Genomic DNA, 14,626 nt, shown 5'->3' on the forward strand with positions numbered 1-14,626 from the left:
GTGGCAGCTTATAAGCTTGCGCGAACGCCTTTGGTTGTCTAATGTCGCCTCAGTTCAAGCTCGCAATCACATTTTGGGCGCGCACGCTGGGTGCGGGTCAGATTAGAGGCTGCTGATCCCGGCAGACCGATCCCCAGCTTCTTCCAACGCTGGAGACATACCGTGCCGCATACCGTGCCGGCGGGCGACGTGCGCCCGAACGCCTGTGTCGTCAACTTCAATGCCGCGTGCGAGGCCGCCAACCTCTCCATCTCGACCATGCGTCGGTTGGTCAAGGCGGGGCGCGGCCCGCGCATCCTGCGTCTCAGCGAGCGCCGCATCGGCATTCGGCGTGACGACCTGGACGAGTGGATCAACAGCCGGACGAAGTAGTTGCCGTCAACTTCTTCAGCTTCCCCTGATTTTCCCTGACTTTCAGGGGAACGAATTTGCATAATAAAGCGCGCAGACCCACTTAAAAGCTCACGTCACCCTGATCGTGAGCGAACTACACCATGTTGGACGGATATCTGACCCGTAAAGAAGTTCAGCAGCGGACCGGATGGTCTCTGGGCTTCATTGACAAGCTGCCGCGGACCAAGATCGGCGGGAAGGTGTTCATTCGTGTGACCGCCATCCGGCAGATGATGTCGGCCGTGAGCAATGCGATGCCTTCCGATCCGCCTCGCGCGCTGGCTTGGGATGCGATGGGCTTCTGGGGCGTCAACGAGCACCGCCCGCTCTGTGACGACAAGGCGGACCTGCTCACCAGCACTGTGAGTGGCTTCCTGCTGGAGCACCCCGGGGGCGACACCAGGTCCGACGACTTCGTGCGCTACGCCGCGACCAATCTGCCGGCCGGCGGCGGTGCGATCGGCAACGAGCTGCGCGCGGACATCCTGCGCGAGGCTGCCCTGCGTCGCCTGCTTTGAGCAGGTCGATAACAGGACGAACAAAAGCAAAGAGCCCAGGTCGCGGCCAACGACCCGGGCTCATTCTGCAATTAAATCTTGATTACAGGATCGCTCCACTATGGATATGCCCATTTTCAACACATCTGGCAACACCATTCACGCATTTCTGGAGCAAATTTTTCAGGGTGCTGATGCTGGCACGGTAGTTCTGTGGTCGAAACCCGGCGGGGTCCACACGTTCCCCGTGACCAACCTGGACGGGGCCGCCGCGAAGCTCGCGGAGCTGGCCCTGCGCGGGGACACCTACGTCGGCCGCGGGCTCCAGGGCGTGCCCCTGTCGGCGGGCGAGCGCGGAAAGCAAGAGGGTGTCGTCTTTGTCGGCGGTCTATTTGTCGACATCGATACCCGCGAGGGCCCCCACTCGACCCCGGCCGCGCAGCTGCCGGCCGATGCCGACGAAGCCCTGAAGCTCATCGCGGAGGCCAAGCTACCCCCGCCGACGCTCCTCATCGGCACGGGCGGTGGCTGCCACGCCCACTGGCTCTACAGCTCTCCCGGCATGATCCTCGGCCCGGATGAGCTGGCGGCGGAGAAGATGCTGTCCAAGGCTGTGCAGAAGCGCCTGCGCGACACGTTCAAGGCCCGCGGCTACGTCATAGATGGCACCGCCGACCTGTCCCGCGTTTGCAAGGCCCCCGGCACGCTGAACCACAAGACCGCCCCCGACCTGAAGCCGGTGCGCCTCATCCACCAGAGTGAGCGGTACGATCGGGCCAAGTTGGCCGAGCTGCTGGCCTCGGACCTGGGCATGGCGGCGCGCGGCGTGCCCAGCGCGGGCAAAGGCAGCGTCGCGGATATGATCCGGGCGGAGGCGACGAAGGCGCACCTGGCCTCTGGCAAGGCAAAGCCGGACGAGTTCCCCGCGGTTCTGGCTGGATGCGCCTTCATCCAGCACTGCGATACTTACGCCGAGGATCTAACCGAGCCCTGGTGGTACAAGATGGTTGGCGTTGCTGCCCGTACCGTGGACGGTCGCCGCTGGGCTCACGTGATGTCCAAGCGGTACATGAAGGGCTACGATTTCGCGGAGACCGAGAAGAAGATCGACCAGGCCCTGGCGGCCGCGACCGGCCCGACGCTGTGCGGTACCGTCGCGGAGGGTGACAGCACCTCGCCGCCCTTCGAGGGCTGCGCCCGCTGCCCCTTCCGGGCTTCGATCCGCACCCCGCTGGCGCTGGCCAACCAGGGGCGCGCTATGACCGCCATCCAGCAGGGTGTCGTGTTCGTGGTGAAGGGGCGCAGCTACCTGCACCTCGCGAGCGGAGAGAAGCTGGACCCGGAGGAGTTCGGCGACAGCGTGAAGTCCAAGCTCGGGGCCGCCCCGCACAACGCCCTGATGATGTCCCCGACCATGCCGAAGGTAATGCACCGGGACTACCGGGCGGGCGTGGCGCAGCTCATCCTGCCCGAGCCGGACGGTACCATCTCGGTGAACCTCTGGCAGCGCGGCGGGGTGATCCCAGCAGTCGGCAATTACCAGCCGATCGTGGACTTCTTCGCCCGGTTCCTGCCGGACACGTTGTCACGTGAGCACGTGCTGAAGTACCTCGCCCATCTGGTCCAGCACCCCGGCGAGAAGATCGAGCACGGCATCATCGTCACGGGCGGCTACGGCACCGGCAAGGGCACCCTCCACCGCATTGTCGCGGCCATCTTCGGCGACAAGAACGCCCGGAAGATCGAGGGTGTCGAGCTGGCCGAGCCCTACACCGCGCGCCTGGTGGACGCGCAGGTGCTGATGATCGAGGAGGCCCACCACGGCGAGCGCCTGGAGGTGTTCGAGAAGACGAAGGAGCTGCTGACGGCGGAGTTCTACTACGCTCACGACAAGCACGTGCGTCGCTTCCGGGGCCGGACCCCCCGCGGCATGTTCCTGGCGTCGAACGACGCGGCCCCGATGGTCCTCCCCCGCGGTGACCGCCGCTGGTTCGTCTGCTCCACCCCCGAGACCCCCGAGACGGAGGAGGAGAAGAAGGCCAATCGAACCTTCTTCAAGCAGCTCCACGACCTGCTGGACCAGGACGACAGCACGGTGGCGGCCTTCGCCGAGTACCTGCGCACCCTCTCCCTGGAGGGTTTCAACGCCAAGGGCGCGCCGCCCATGACGAAGGCGAAGGAGGTGGCCACGGAGGAGAGCCGCACGCCCATCGCGCAGATGCTGGCCGAGCTGATCCAGGCCGGGGGCATCCCGTTCCACCGGGACGTGATGTCGGTGGCGGAGGTGATCCACGCCCTCAAGACCTCGACCTGGGCGGACAACCTGGAGCGCCTGAGCCCGAAGAAGGTGGCCAAGGCCATGCACGACCTCGGCGCGCGCAAGGTGAACATGGACGGCGACGATCACCTGGAGGTGGTCATCGGCGGGAAGCCCGTCCGGCTCTGGGCGATCCGTAACGTCGCCCACTGGCGCGCCGCGACCCGTGAGGAGCTGAAGGCCGAGGCCACCCGGCCCGTCACGGAGCAGAACGTGGCCGACTTCAATGAGACCCGCCTCAAGCGGATGATGGAGGAGGCGGCCCGGAAGGCCCACGGCTAATCGCAGATCGCAGATCGCAGTACCTTTGAAAAAGGATCTGGCGTCTGCGCTGCTTCACCAGGGAGGAGGGCCGGGGTGGCAGGCACCCCGCTACCCTCATGAGGGTAACGAAAGCGTCCGGAGAATTTAAAATGTACTGCGATCTGCGATCTGCGATGGACCCGGGCGCTACTATCATCAAGCCGGTGACGACCCTCGGGGCGCTCCCGCCGGCCACCGAGGTGACCTTCCCCGGCCTGTTCGGGTGGTCGCCCGTCTCCACCGGCTCCCTCGCCGCGGCCCTCCGCCTGGACCGCGGTCTGTTCGCGACGTGGCGGTGCCGCGGTATCGGCCCGACCGAGCTGCCCCCCTTTTGGTTCCGGCCCGCACCAGGCCGGCCGCGCTATTACCGGGTGGACCAGGTGCTGGCCTGGCTCGCGGCCCGGCGCGGGGACCAGCTCGACACCACCACCGCCTGGCGGCTCAGCCTCGCGCGCGACCTCGGGCAGGAGGTGACGGACCCGGCCGAGGTGCGGAAGCTCGCCGTGCTCTACGCCCGCGCCGCCGGCCCCCGCCTCCCTGGTGGCGTGACCTTCACCCCGGTCGGGTTCCGGGACTACCTCGCCTCTCTGTTATCATCGAGCTAAAAACAAAAATTTCCGGAAGAATATATTGCGGATAGTGTTCCTAGAGGCGCGCTAATTCTCCAGAAAAAAGACCCACCCATTCTTGCTTATTTTCTGAAGTTGACGAATAGTCCTGCTAGGCTTCGCCTGCGGCGAAGCCGGGGCCGAGCCCGGTGCTGGCGAGCCCCGCTCCTCTCAGCAGCACGAGGTCAGGGATGGCGAAGGGTGCCGAGGTGCCTGCGGTGGTGCCGTGTGACAAGTCCATGGGTTCCCATGGTCTTGTCACACAGGGCCCCGCACCCCGTCCCGCCGTCGCCTACCTCCGGGTGAGCACGGACAAGCAGGGCCGATCCGGCCTCGGGATCGAGGCGCAGCGCAAATCCATCGCCGCCTTCGCCGAGAGTAGCGGCTTCGCCATCGTCGCCGAGCACGAGGAGCACGAGACCGGCAAGGGCGCTGACGCCTTGGAGCGCCGGCCCCACCTCGCCGCAGCCCTGGCATCGGCCCGCAAGCTCCGGTGCCCGGTCGTCGTCGCCAAGCTGGACCGGCTGTCGCGCGACGTGGCGTTCATCGCCGGGCTGATGGCGCAGCGGGTGCCGTTCCTGGTGGCCGAGTTGGGCGAAGGCGTGGACCCGTTCGTCTTGCACCTCTACGCCGCGCTTGCCGAGAAGGAGCGGGCCTTGATCGCGGCCCGCACCAGGGCCGCCATGGCAGGGCTCAAGGCGCGCGGCGTCCTGCTCGGCAACCGGACCAATCTGGGCGAGGCATCGGCCAAGGGCGCCAGCGTGAACCGGGCTGCGGCCGACGCCTTCGCCGCCAACATCCTGCCGATCGTCATCACGATCCAGGCGGCCGGCATCACCAGCGCCCGGGGCATCGCGGCCGAGCTGAATGCGCGGCGTGTCGAGACGGCGCGCGGCGGCGCGTGGTCGGCGGTGCAGGTCGGCCGGCTCCTGGCACGCGATCCCCCGGCGATGCGGTGACGATCCCCAAACGATCAGGAAACGATCCTGCGGATCGTCACCGCATCGTCGGTCGGCCCGATGGGTCGGCTTTGAGGGGATGCCTGGACTGCCAAGGTGATGGTCGGGGTGCAGGATGACCCATCGGCTCCCGGTGCGCGATATCGGCGAGCGGTTACTCAGCTGCAGCAAGGCTGCTTGCTGCTCGAGGAGCCGCAGCAGACGTTCGCTTTCTGCTCCTCAAGCCAGCGGTCACGCGGCTTGCAGCTCGCCGCACGCGGCGCCAGGGCGACAGCCAGCACCCCATCCGCTGGCACCGGGCTACTGGCGCAGTGCAGCTGCATGGGGGCCACGCCGTCGCTCACCTCGAACGTCAGGCGGGCGCTCAGGTCCAGGCCGACGTGCTCAGACACCTTGCGGATGATCGCGGCGAACTTGCCCGCTGTCATGTGCGTGCGGTCGCCGTCGATCACATCCCAGAGCTGCACGAAGATCTCAGACCAGGCTTCGGGGTTTCCGCCGCAGTCGAGAGCGGCGAACTGCCCGGCCTTCACCTCCGTGACATGATAGCCGCACTGGATGTGCCGCCCGTCGTAGGTGAACACCAGGGGCACGGTTGGCTGAGCATCGCAGGCGGCGAGCAGGGCGCCGAGCTGAATATCCTCGGCGGCCGGCAGCGCAGCGGCGAGCGGAGCAGACGCAAGGTTGAGCATGGGACCTCTCCTTTCAGGGTTTGATCACTCTGGGGCCTGCGCCCTGGTCAGCTGGGGCGCTTCACAAAGCCGATGTCGGCCGCCACGGCCTTGAGCCGGTCCGGGTCCCGCTCCTTCCTCTCGCTGTAGCGGTCCACTAGGTAGTCGGCCCTCTCGCGGGTTAGCAGCGTGAACTTCATCAGCTCCTCGCACACGTCCACCACGCGCTCGTAGAGCGGCCCCGGCTTCATCCGGCCAGCGTCGTCAAACTCCTTGTAGGCCATCGGCACGCTGGACTGGTTCGGGATGGTGATCATCCGCATCCAGCGGCCGAGTAGGCGCAGGCTGTTCACAGCGTTGAAGCTCTGGGAGCCGCCGGACACCTGCATGACGGCGAGGGTGCGGCCCTGGGTCGGGCGCACGCTGCCCTCGCTAAGGGGCAGCCAGTCGATCTGGCTTTTCATCACGCCGGTCAGGTTGCCATGCCGCTCGGGCGACACCCACAGGTGCCCCTCGGACCAGAGCGAGAGGTTGCGCAGTTCCTGCACCTTCGGGTGGTCGGCGGTGGTGTCATCGGGCAGCGGCAGCCCGTCCGCATGAAAAATCCGCACCTCGCCGCCCATGGCTTCCAGCAGCCGCGCGGCTTCGTAAGCCAGGAAGCGGCTGAAGGATCGCTCCCGCAGTGAGCCGTAGAGGATCAGGATACGCGGGGCGTGGGTGAACGGCTGCGCCGCCTGGAGGTGCGCTGGGGTCGGCACGTCGAAGTGCGCCGAGCTCAGGTTGGGGAAGCCGTCACGGGGCGAGGGGTCAGGCGGTAGGCTCTTGCTCAAGGCGGTGCTTTCATCTATATTTCAATGATGATTGAGATATTGCATCAATGATGGAAGAACGGCAAGCCGTCGCCGCCTTCGCGGCCCTCGGCCAGGATCATCGCTTGCGCATCGTGCGGGCACTCGTCACCGCTGGCCCGGACGGCCTGGCGGCGGGCGTGCTGGCCAGCGAGGTCGGCGTGGCCGGCACCAATCTCTCGTTCCACCTCAAGGAACTGAGCCACGCTGGACTGATCCAGTCCCGGCGGGACGGGCGTTCGATCATCTACAGCGCCGCTTTCGAGGGCCTGTCTGGCCTGGTCGAGTTCCTGATGCGCGACTGCTGCCAGGGTCGCCCGGAGGTCTGCGCCCCGGCCGTCGAAGCCCTGGCCGCCTGCCTTTGCCCTCCCGGAGACACCGCTCATGCCTGATCGCGTCTACAACGTGCTGTTCCTCTGCACCGGCAACTCGGCCCGTTCGATCCTCGCGGAAGCCATGCTCAATAAGGACGGACAGGGGCGCTTCCGGGCGTTTTCGGCCGGCAGCCAGCCCAAGGGCCAGCCGCACCCGCTTGCCCTGCAGGCGCTGCAGGAGAGCGACTATCCCACCGAGGGCCTGCGCTCGAAGAGCTGGGACGAGTTCGCCGCGCCGGGTGCCCCGGTGATGGATTTCGTGTTCACGGTCTGTGACAACGCCGCTGGCGAAACCTGCCCGTTCTGGCCAGGCCAGCCGGTCACGGCCCATTGGGGCATCGAGGACCCCGCCGCGACCGAGGGCCTGGAGTACGTGAAGGCTGCCGCCTTCCGCCAGGCGCAGCGTTACCTCAAGAACCGCATCTCGGCCTTCATCGCATTGCCGATCGCTAGCCTGGACCAGTTCGCGCTGACCGCCAAGGTGCGTGAGATCGGCCAGCAGGACGGCGCCACCTCGCCCCGGCCGGAGGTTGCGTGATGGACGTGATCATCTACCACAACCCGGCCTGCGGCACCTCGCGCAACACCCTGGCGATGATCCGCAATGCCGGCATCGAGCCGCATGTGGTCGAGTACCTGAAAACCCCGCCGTCGCGGGCACTGCTGGTCGCGCTGCTGGCCCGTGCCGGCCTCACGGTGCGTGACGTGCTGCGCGAGAAGGGCACGCCCTACGCCGAGCTGAACCTGGACGACCCGGCGCTGACGGATGCCCAGCTGCTCGACGCCATCGAAGCGCACCCGATCCTGCTCAACCGACCGCTGGTTGTCTCGCCTAAGGGCGTGCGCCTGTGCCGGCCGTCTGAGGCGGTGCTGGATCTCCTGCCGGCGCAGCAGAGCGAGTTCGTCAAGGAAGACGGCGAGCGGGTCGTGGACGAGCACGGCCGCCGCGTCGCCACCGCCTGAGCCTCACCCCAACCGACAACAAGAACCCTCCTCGATGCTCGCGCTTGCCATCTTCCTTGTCACCCTCGTCTTTGTCATCTGGCAGCCCAAGGGCCTCGGGATCGGGTGGAGCGCCCTGGCCGGCGCCGCCGTGGCGCTCGCCACCGGCGTGATCCACCCCGGCGATATCCCGGTGGTCTGGCATATCGTCTGGGACGCCACGTTCACGTTCGTGGCGCTCATCATCATCTCCTTGCTGCTCGATGAGGCCGGGTTCTTCCACTGGGCGGCCCTGCACATCGCCCGCTGGGGCGGTGGCCGGGGCCGCCGGCTGTTCCCGCTGGTGATCCTCCTCGGCGCGGCAATCGCGGCGGTGTTCGCCAACGATGGCGCCGCGCTGCTGCTGACGCCGATCGTGCTGGCGATCCTGCTGCGCCTCGAGTTCAAGCCGGCGGCGGCACTGGCGTTCATCGCCGCCTGCGGGTTCGTGGCGGACAGCACGTCCCTGCCGCTGGTGATCTCCAACCTGGTCAACATCGTCTCGGCCAACTTCTTCGACGTGACCTTTGGCCGGTACGCGGCGGTCATGGTGCCGGTAAACCTGGTCTCGCTGGCGGCCACGCTGGCGGTGCTGTGGTGGTATTTCAGGCGGGTCGTGCCAGCAGCCTACCCGGTCGAGGCGCTGGAACCGCCCCAGCAGGCGATCCGTGACCCGCTGGTGTTCCGGGCCGCGTTCCCGCTGCTTGGCGTGCTGCTCGCCGCCTACTTCGTAACCGCTCCATTCGGCGTGCCGGTGTCGGTGGTCACCTGTGCCGGCGCGGCGGTGCTCCTGCTGCTCGCCAACCGGGGCCGGGTCATCCCGATCCGCAAGGTGCTGGCCGGCGCACCCTGGCAGATCGTGCTGTTCAGCCTCGGCATGTACCTGGTGGTCTACGGCCTCAGGAACGCCGGCCTAACCGACGAGCTTGCCAAGGGCCTGGTCTGGCTGGGTGGGAAGGGGCCGTGGGTCGCCACAGTCGGCACCGGCTTTGCGGCAGCCATCCTGTCGTCGGTGATGAACAACATGCCGTCCGTGCTGATCGGGGCGCTCTCGATCCAGCAGGCCCCGGACCTAGCGCCGCTGACCCGCGAGCTGATGGTCTACGCCAACGTGATCGGCTGCGATCTCGGGCCGAAGTTCACACCGATCGGCAGCCTTGCGACGCTGCTCTGGCTGCACGTGCTTGCCAGCAAGGGCCAGACGATTACCTGGGGCCAGTACATGAAGGTCGGCCTGGTCATCACCCCGCCCGTGCTCCTGGTCACGCTGCTGGCGCTGGCGGCCTGGCTGCCTGTGCTCGGCACTCCGTAGGCAGGGCCGATGCCTCCGGCCCGGCGCTGGCCGGTGATCTCCGCCCTGGGCGTGATCGAAATCCTCGCCTGGGGATCGTCGTTCTACCTGCCGGCGGTCCTCGCCGGCCCGGTCGCGGCAAGCACCGGCTGGCCGCTGGCCTGGGTGGTCGGCGGCCTGACCCTCGGTCTGCTGGTGGCCGCGTTTGCCTCACCGCACGTCGGCGCGGCAGTCCATCGTTACGGCGGCCGGCCGGTCCTGGCCCTGGCGGCAATGCTGCTCGCGGCGGGCCTCGTCACCCTAGCCCTGTCGCCGGCCCTGCCGGCCTATCTGGCCGGCTGGCTGCTGCTCGGCCTGGGTATGGCCTGTGGGCTGTACGACCCGGCCTTTGCGACCCTTGGCCGGCTCTACGGCGCCAAGGCGCGGCCGGCGATCACGACCCTGACGCTGTGGGGCGGGTTCGCCAGCACCGTGTGCTGGCCGCTGTCGGCGTTCCTGGTCGCCCAGGTCGGCTGGCGGGGCGCGTGCCTGGCCTATGCGGGCCTGCATCTCCTGGTCACGCTGCCGCTGGCGCTGATCTTTATCCCGCCGGCCCCGCCGCTGCCGGCGGCGGATGCCCACCAGGCGGCGGCCGGCCCGCTGTCGTCAGCAGAGGGGCGGGCATTCCTCCTGTTCGCTGGGGTGCTCGTGCTCGGTGGCGCGATCATGGCCCTGGTGTCGGTCCACCTCATCACCCTGCTGCAGACGCGCGGCGTGGCGCTCGCCTCGGCCGTCACCTACGGGGCGCTGATCGGCCCTGCGCAGGTCGGCGCCCGCATCGTGGAAATGTCCTTCAAGGGCCGGCACCACCCACTCTGGACCCTGACGGCAGCGTTTGGCCTGGTCGCCCTCGGCCTCGCGCTGCTCGCCGGAGGCGTGCCAGGCGTCGGGATCTGGCTGGTGCTCTACGGCGGCGGCAACGGGATCTATTCGATTGCGCGGGGCACGGTGCCGCTCGCTCTGTTCGGCCCGGACCGTTACCCGCTGCTGGTCGGTCGGTTGGCCCGGCCGGGGCTGGTTGCTCAGGCCCTCGCGCCGCCGGCCGGCGCATTCGTGCTGACCCACGCTGGCTCAGACCCGCTGTGGTGGCTGCTGCTCGTCCTGGCCCTCGTCAACCTTGGGCTGATCGGTGCGCTGTGGCGGACGCAGCAGCTACTTCTCAGAACTACCCTGGCTCAAGCCAGCTGAGCCAGGGGCGCTAGCCTCAACCGAGCCGAAGCCGATGTCGTGGTGATGCAGGTCACCTGTCCGACATCGAGCGGGGCGCCGCGCCCTGACCCAGACCCAGGCGCACCAGGTCGCCGGGCACACCGGCGTTGAGGCCGAGTGGCTGGCCTGAACCACGACAGACGATCCCGGAACGATGGTTTCAATCGTTTTTCAATATCGAAAAACGATTGAAACCATCGTTGCCTTGCTTGGCTCTGTACTGGTGCCCACGTGTCCAGCATGACGCATCGCCCCAAGCATCTTCCCGCCCTTGCGCACCGGGCCAGCCGCGCCTCTGCCCTCGCCCGATCCGAGCGGGCGCGGCAGCGCGCGGCAGCCCTCGCCCCGATCATCGCTGAGCTGCGCGCGGCCGGCGCCACCAGCCTGCCGCGACTGGCGGCCGGGCTCACCCGTGCCGGCATCCCGGCGCCCCGGGGCCCGGTGTGGTCCCACGTCGCTGTTCTGCGAATGCTGAAGTTGATCCACACGCCGGCGGCCGATGCGTAAGTTGACAACCGTATTGAACGGGGCTGTACAATAGCCATCTCACCAGGATGGACACGCAACAACTTCTTCACGCCCTCGCCACCGTGCCGGGCACCCCGGGGCAGCACATCACGCGCCGCATGGCCGTCAACATGATCGCCGCGGGCCGGGCGATAGCCGGTGGCGCCCTGGTGGAGCTGATCGGCCCGGAGGTAATCCCGGTCCTGGTGGCGGCCTGCGCCCCGGCGCCCGCGCTGCGCAGCGCGATCGATACGGCGTTGCTGGTGCGCCATCGAGAGATGCCCGCCTTCCTCGCTTCCAGCGGCGGCAGGCCCGAGTTCGCGAACTGGTACCGGCGAGCCGAGTACACGCTCCCGGCCGAGATGCCGGAGATCGTGGACATCTATCGGGGCTCGATGGGCTGTAGCCCGGCCGCAGCGGCCACTGGCCTGCACTGGAGCCTGAACTCCGATGATGCCGCCTACTACGCCTGCCGGTTCGCCGATGCCGCGATGACGGGCGTGATCGTCGTCCACGCCCGCGTGCCGCGCGACGGCATCGCCTGCATTGTCAGCGGGTGCGCGCACTCTGAGCTGGTGCCGGTCGAGGCGCCTACCAGCTTCGAGGTCATCACCGACCACCAGCGCATCGGTGATGCGGCGGAGCGCAGGCACCACCAGCTTGCAGCCATGAAGGCCGCAGGCGGCTGGTTCGAGACGATCACCACCGGCATGGCCGGCGCGGCTGCCAAGGCGAACCGGGCCAGGATGGCGGCTGCCGGCGTGGCGCCGGGGACCGCCATCGTGGCGTGATGTGGTTTCAATATTGATCCGATATTGAAACCATCGTTCTTCAATGTTGGTCTGCGTTTCGCAGGCGCACACCGGCGCCGCCGCCGTTCGCCGGGATGAAGTCCACCCCCGCCTTCTCGAAGGCGAGGACGATCAGGGTCTTGTTGCTGTCCCGCATCTCGCCGCCCTTCTCGAAAGCGCGAACCGTGACGACGCTCAGGCCCGTAGCCTCCGCCAACGCCCCTTGTGTCCAGTCGAGCAACGCACGGGCGGCCCGGCACTGAGCCGGTGTGAGAGCGACCATGTAAGTTTCCTTTTTAGAAAGTTTTGCTTGCTGGCTGGGGAAGGACCGGCTACTTTCCTTTTTAGAAAGTCAAATGCTAAAAAGGAAGCCTCCATGACCTCTCGCCGTACCCTCCATTGGAGCGTCGCCCTCCATGGCATGAAGGCCGGCCGCACCGCCCGGCAGCCGGTGCGCGAGGAGCGGCTGCGCTCTGGCGCCAGCGGCGACCTGACCGCTTGGCGGGGCCGCTCTGGGCGCCGCTATGTGTGCAGCGTCTATCCCGCCAGCGCCGCCGGCGATCTCGCTGGCGATGCCGCGGCCCTGGTGCTGGCGGTGGCCCGCAACGTGGCCGGTACCGCGGCCTTGCTGGCGATCGGCAGCGTCCCAGCCGGCGCGACTGAGCTGCACGTCCATCGTCTCGCCGAGACCGCCGACGACCGCGCCGCCGCGGTCGCCGACCTCGCCCCGCCATCGGTCACCAACGTGCTCGATGCCCTGCTCGCCCTCTACACGGCGCCCGGCGCCTGGAGCCGCCAGGGTGGCGGGGGCTTGGACCTCGAGGCAGCCTTGTACCGGATCATCGGCGACCCGGAGGAAGCCGGCATCAGCGAGGGTGAGGCCCGGCGGCGCGAGGCGTTGGTAGCCGGCACGTTCGAGGCCTGCGGCGCCGACCTGGTGGCGCTCGAAGCCGCCGCCCGCCGGCAGGACGTGATGGTCGCGGTGTTGCGGGCCGGCCGGGAGCGTCTGGCCGCGTAGGGGCTGCGCCCGAGCAGCAGCGCGCCTGTGTGCTGGTGCCAGGATTGAAGCCCAAGGCACCAAACAGGGGAGTAACGTCTAAATGAACTAGACTTTCGGATGAAACTTTACAACGGGCAGAGGCGGCAATCGAAGATCAGAAGACCAGTCCAGATTCGCAAACAGGGCTCTAAAGTAAGAATACGTTGCTGGACGCGCAACATTCTCGGCGAAAAGTTCTATAATGCTATTATCAACTTCCGTAAAGCCATTGTATATAACATCATACTGTGCAACACACTTTGCGTAGGTACGGCGCTCAGATTTAATCTCAACGGTCCAGACCACAGTTGCAAAACAGGCCTTCTCTTCTTCGAAATAAGTAAATTTCGCCAATTTTCCTCCGTAGCTAGGGGGAGAGCTATTTTCAGCCCCGCGCACAGGAGGACGAACATCCCGATTGACCTTGAAATCTACCCTGCTCAGCAGAATGTTAACAAGATTTGCCTGTCGGACAGCCTTGTTGTACTTCCGACGACGCTCCTCCGGATCCGGAGAAGCGTCGGCCGACACGAGTTCTTGCTTGGCGTTCTTGCTCATTAGTTGCTTGCAGCGAGAAGTTCGTCGTAGAACAGGCCCAGGTTGTCGTTCGACACAGGCTCGGTCGTCGTTTGCCAGCCGCTGTCCGCATGCCTGAGAAGGGCCTTCAAGATATCAGGGGCGGGTTGGGACTTTTGGCCAGTCGCAACACTACCCTGAACTCCTTCGGGAGCCTGCCAAGTGCCAGCATCTTTTGCCGACGAGGCATCCACAACGACCCGCTTTCCACGCGAGATATGGATTTCTTCGTCCATTGCATCAAAAACGCGGACGAGGGTGCGCAGCGTGGGATTGGCGTTGTCGCCCAAAAGCTGGGTCATTCGCGGCCTTTTGATCCCGAGCCGATCAGCCAACTCGGCACGGGTCAGCCCACGCTCGTTCATGACTTCTTGAATGAGGTACTGAAGCTCCGTAACCAGCTCCTCCTCTCGTTCAATCCGCCGAACGTCAGCGTCGCTTACGTGCCGATCGTCCATCATCGCCTCCACCTTTCTCGTGCGCGGGCCGGTATTCCGCCAGCCCTCCGATCTCCTTGGCAACTGCCTTGAGAAGATCTTGATCCGCCTTGTTACGCTTCTTGCTGGGATCCACCTTGACGCCCACGAAGCACTGAACCCCTCTGATCGGGAGGATCGCACCGTAGAGCCGCCACTGCCACACCTTGAAAACCCAGATCGCTACCGAAGCACCCCGACCGTCAGCGAATGCCCCTTCACGCCTGAAGTGATCCTCGCCCAGGCGTGCCGGCCCATTCGTCACGAACTCTTCGAAGTGCTTCTTGAGCTTCGTGCGGCGCTGCACGTCCTCGCGGCTTCTCCCCTGCGCTATCTCAAGCCACTCATCGTGTGCCTTCCGAGCCAACAGGATTCGACCTGCTGGCCCCTCGGCGTGACACTCGAAATCGGCGGCAGCGGTCAAGCGGTCGCCTCGTAACGATGCCCTTCGCCGGTAAACATATGGCTTAACTCGGTGCGCTCGGTAAGGGGGGAGGCGGGAAAAACATCACCGTCGCGGACGCGACGTGGTGGCTCGCTGCCATGCCAGATTCTGATGCATCCGCGCAACCGCAGAATGTGTCAGCCCAGCGCACGTAGGTATAAGGGTGGTGGTTCGTAGCATCGAACGTGTGAAGCCGATCTGGGAGCCATGCCGCCTTCAACGGCAGATGCGCCGGATGGCTGACAAGGCATCACAGCAACAGATCTCAGTTTGGCTTCCGATTGGCTTCCTGATCCTGAATT

Annotated in this window: 18 protein-coding genes; 12 read left to right on the forward strand and 6 right to left on the reverse strand. The window is 66.5% G+C overall.

The genetic code is table 11. The annotated features are described in order from the left end of the window. The first annotated feature begins 162 nt into the window (after positions 1-162). The 5 genes from V3T34_RS20915 (at position 163) to V3T34_RS20935 (ending at position 5,077) form a co-directional block, all read left to right on the forward strand. A complete protein-coding gene (locus tag V3T34_RS20915; RefSeq protein ID WP_305077970.1) occupies positions 163-372 on the forward strand; it encodes a helix-turn-helix transcriptional regulator in 210 nt (69 codons plus the stop codon). Positions 373-494: 122 nt separating this feature from the next. Beyond that, positions 495-911: a hypothetical protein gene (locus tag V3T34_RS20920; RefSeq protein ID WP_305077969.1), complete on the forward strand. Its 417-nt coding sequence runs from the start codon at positions 495-497 to the stop codon at positions 909-911. Between the two features lie 100 nt (positions 912-1,011). Then, complete coding sequence (locus V3T34_RS20925; RefSeq protein ID WP_305077968.1) at positions 1,012-3,489, forward strand: hypothetical protein; 2,478 nt, start codon at positions 1,012-1,014, stop codon at positions 3,487-3,489. A gap of 155 nt (positions 3,490-3,644) precedes the next feature. Further along, on the forward strand, positions 3,645-4,115 hold the full coding sequence (locus V3T34_RS20930) for a hypothetical protein (protein ID WP_331369274.1): 471 nt from the start codon (positions 3,645-3,647) through the stop codon (positions 4,113-4,115). A 242-nt stretch (positions 4,116-4,357) separates the two neighbouring features. After that, positions 4,358-5,077 carry a recombinase family protein gene (locus V3T34_RS20935; protein ID WP_305077991.1) on the forward strand — a complete coding sequence of 240 codons (720 nt, stop codon included), beginning with the start codon at positions 4,358-4,360 and terminating at the stop codon, positions 5,075-5,077. 158 nt (positions 5,078-5,235) lie between these two features. Here the strand turns inward: V3T34_RS20935 and V3T34_RS20940 are convergent, their stop codons facing one another. Together V3T34_RS20940 and arsH are read right to left on the reverse strand one after the other, a co-directional pair. Then, a complete protein-coding gene (locus tag V3T34_RS20940; RefSeq protein WP_305077966.1) occupies positions 5,236-5,769 on the reverse strand; it encodes a DUF6428 family protein in 534 nt (177 codons plus the stop codon). 47 nt (positions 5,770-5,816) lie between these two features. After that, on the reverse strand, positions 5,817-6,578 hold the full coding sequence (gene arsH, locus V3T34_RS20945) for an arsenical resistance protein ArsH (protein ID WP_305077965.1): 762 nt from the start codon (positions 6,576-6,578) through the stop codon (positions 5,817-5,819). A gap of 50 nt (positions 6,579-6,628) precedes the next feature. Between arsH and V3T34_RS20950 the strand changes: the two genes are divergently transcribed. From V3T34_RS20950 to V3T34_RS20975, 6 genes are all read left to right on the forward strand, one after another. Next, positions 6,629-6,988, forward strand: coding sequence for an ArsR/SmtB family transcription factor (locus V3T34_RS20950; protein WP_305077990.1), 360 nt, complete (start codon positions 6,629-6,631; stop codon positions 6,986-6,988). Beyond that, a complete protein-coding gene (locus V3T34_RS20955) occupies positions 6,981-7,508 on the forward strand; it encodes an arsenate reductase ArsC (protein WP_305077964.1) in 528 nt (175 codons plus the stop codon). Before V3T34_RS20950 ends, V3T34_RS20955 begins: the two co-directional genes overlap by 8 nt. Further along, positions 7,508-7,933, forward strand: a complete 426-nt coding sequence (gene arsC, locus V3T34_RS20960) for an arsenate reductase (glutaredoxin) (RefSeq protein WP_305077963.1) — start codon at positions 7,508-7,510, stop codon at positions 7,931-7,933. The genes V3T34_RS20955 and arsC overlap by 1 nt, the downstream gene beginning before the upstream one ends. Before the next feature lie 34 nt (positions 7,934-7,967). Continuing rightward, positions 7,968-9,263, forward strand: a complete 1,296-nt coding sequence (locus tag V3T34_RS20965; protein WP_305077962.1) for an arsenic transporter — start codon at positions 7,968-7,970, stop codon at positions 9,261-9,263. Between the two features lie 9 nt (positions 9,264-9,272). Next, positions 9,273-10,469, forward strand: coding sequence for an MFS transporter (locus V3T34_RS20970; protein ID WP_305077961.1), 1,197 nt, complete (start codon positions 9,273-9,275; stop codon positions 10,467-10,469). Positions 10,470-11,044: 575 nt separating this feature from the next. Continuing rightward, positions 11,045-11,788: a hypothetical protein gene (locus V3T34_RS20975; protein WP_305077960.1), complete on the forward strand. Its 744-nt coding sequence runs from the start codon at positions 11,045-11,047 to the stop codon at positions 11,786-11,788. Positions 11,789-11,828: 40 nt separating this feature from the next. Here V3T34_RS20975 and V3T34_RS20980 read toward each other — a convergent pair whose 3' ends face one another. Further along, positions 11,829-12,071 (reverse strand): helix-turn-helix domain-containing protein, encoded by a 243-nt coding sequence (locus V3T34_RS20980; protein WP_305077958.1) that lies wholly within the window; start codon positions 12,069-12,071, stop codon positions 11,829-11,831. Between the two features lie 93 nt (positions 12,072-12,164). Here V3T34_RS20980 and V3T34_RS20985 point away from each other — a divergent pair, with 93 nt between their 5' ends. Then, complete coding sequence (locus V3T34_RS20985; protein WP_331369275.1) at positions 12,165-12,806, forward strand: hypothetical protein; 642 nt, start codon at positions 12,165-12,167, stop codon at positions 12,804-12,806. An 87-nt stretch (positions 12,807-12,893) separates the two neighbouring features. Here the strand turns inward: V3T34_RS20985 and V3T34_RS20990 are convergent, their stop codons facing one another. From V3T34_RS20990 to V3T34_RS21000, 3 genes are read right to left on the reverse strand one after another with little or no spacing between them, the layout of a single operon-like run. Next, positions 12,894-13,385 (reverse strand): hypothetical protein, encoded by a 492-nt coding sequence (locus tag V3T34_RS20990; RefSeq protein WP_305077957.1) that lies wholly within the window; start codon positions 13,383-13,385, stop codon positions 12,894-12,896. Next, positions 13,385-13,864 carry an XRE family transcriptional regulator gene (locus tag V3T34_RS20995; RefSeq protein ID WP_305077956.1) on the reverse strand — a complete coding sequence of 160 codons (480 nt, stop codon included), beginning with the start codon at positions 13,862-13,864 and terminating at the stop codon, positions 13,385-13,387. The genes V3T34_RS20990 and V3T34_RS20995 overlap by 1 nt, the downstream gene beginning before the upstream one ends. Next, positions 13,833-14,303 carry a hypothetical protein gene (locus V3T34_RS21000; protein ID WP_305077955.1) on the reverse strand — a complete coding sequence of 157 codons (471 nt, stop codon included), beginning with the start codon at positions 14,301-14,303 and terminating at the stop codon, positions 13,833-13,835. Before V3T34_RS21000 ends, V3T34_RS20995 begins: the two co-directional genes overlap by 32 nt. Positions 14,304-14,626: the final 323 nt, after the last annotated feature.

Origin of the sequence: Methylobacterium ajmalii, from assembly GCF_036448855.1 — a bacterium.
Taxonomy (GTDB): Bacteria; Pseudomonadota; Alphaproteobacteria; order Rhizobiales; family Beijerinckiaceae; genus Methylobacterium; species Methylobacterium ajmalii.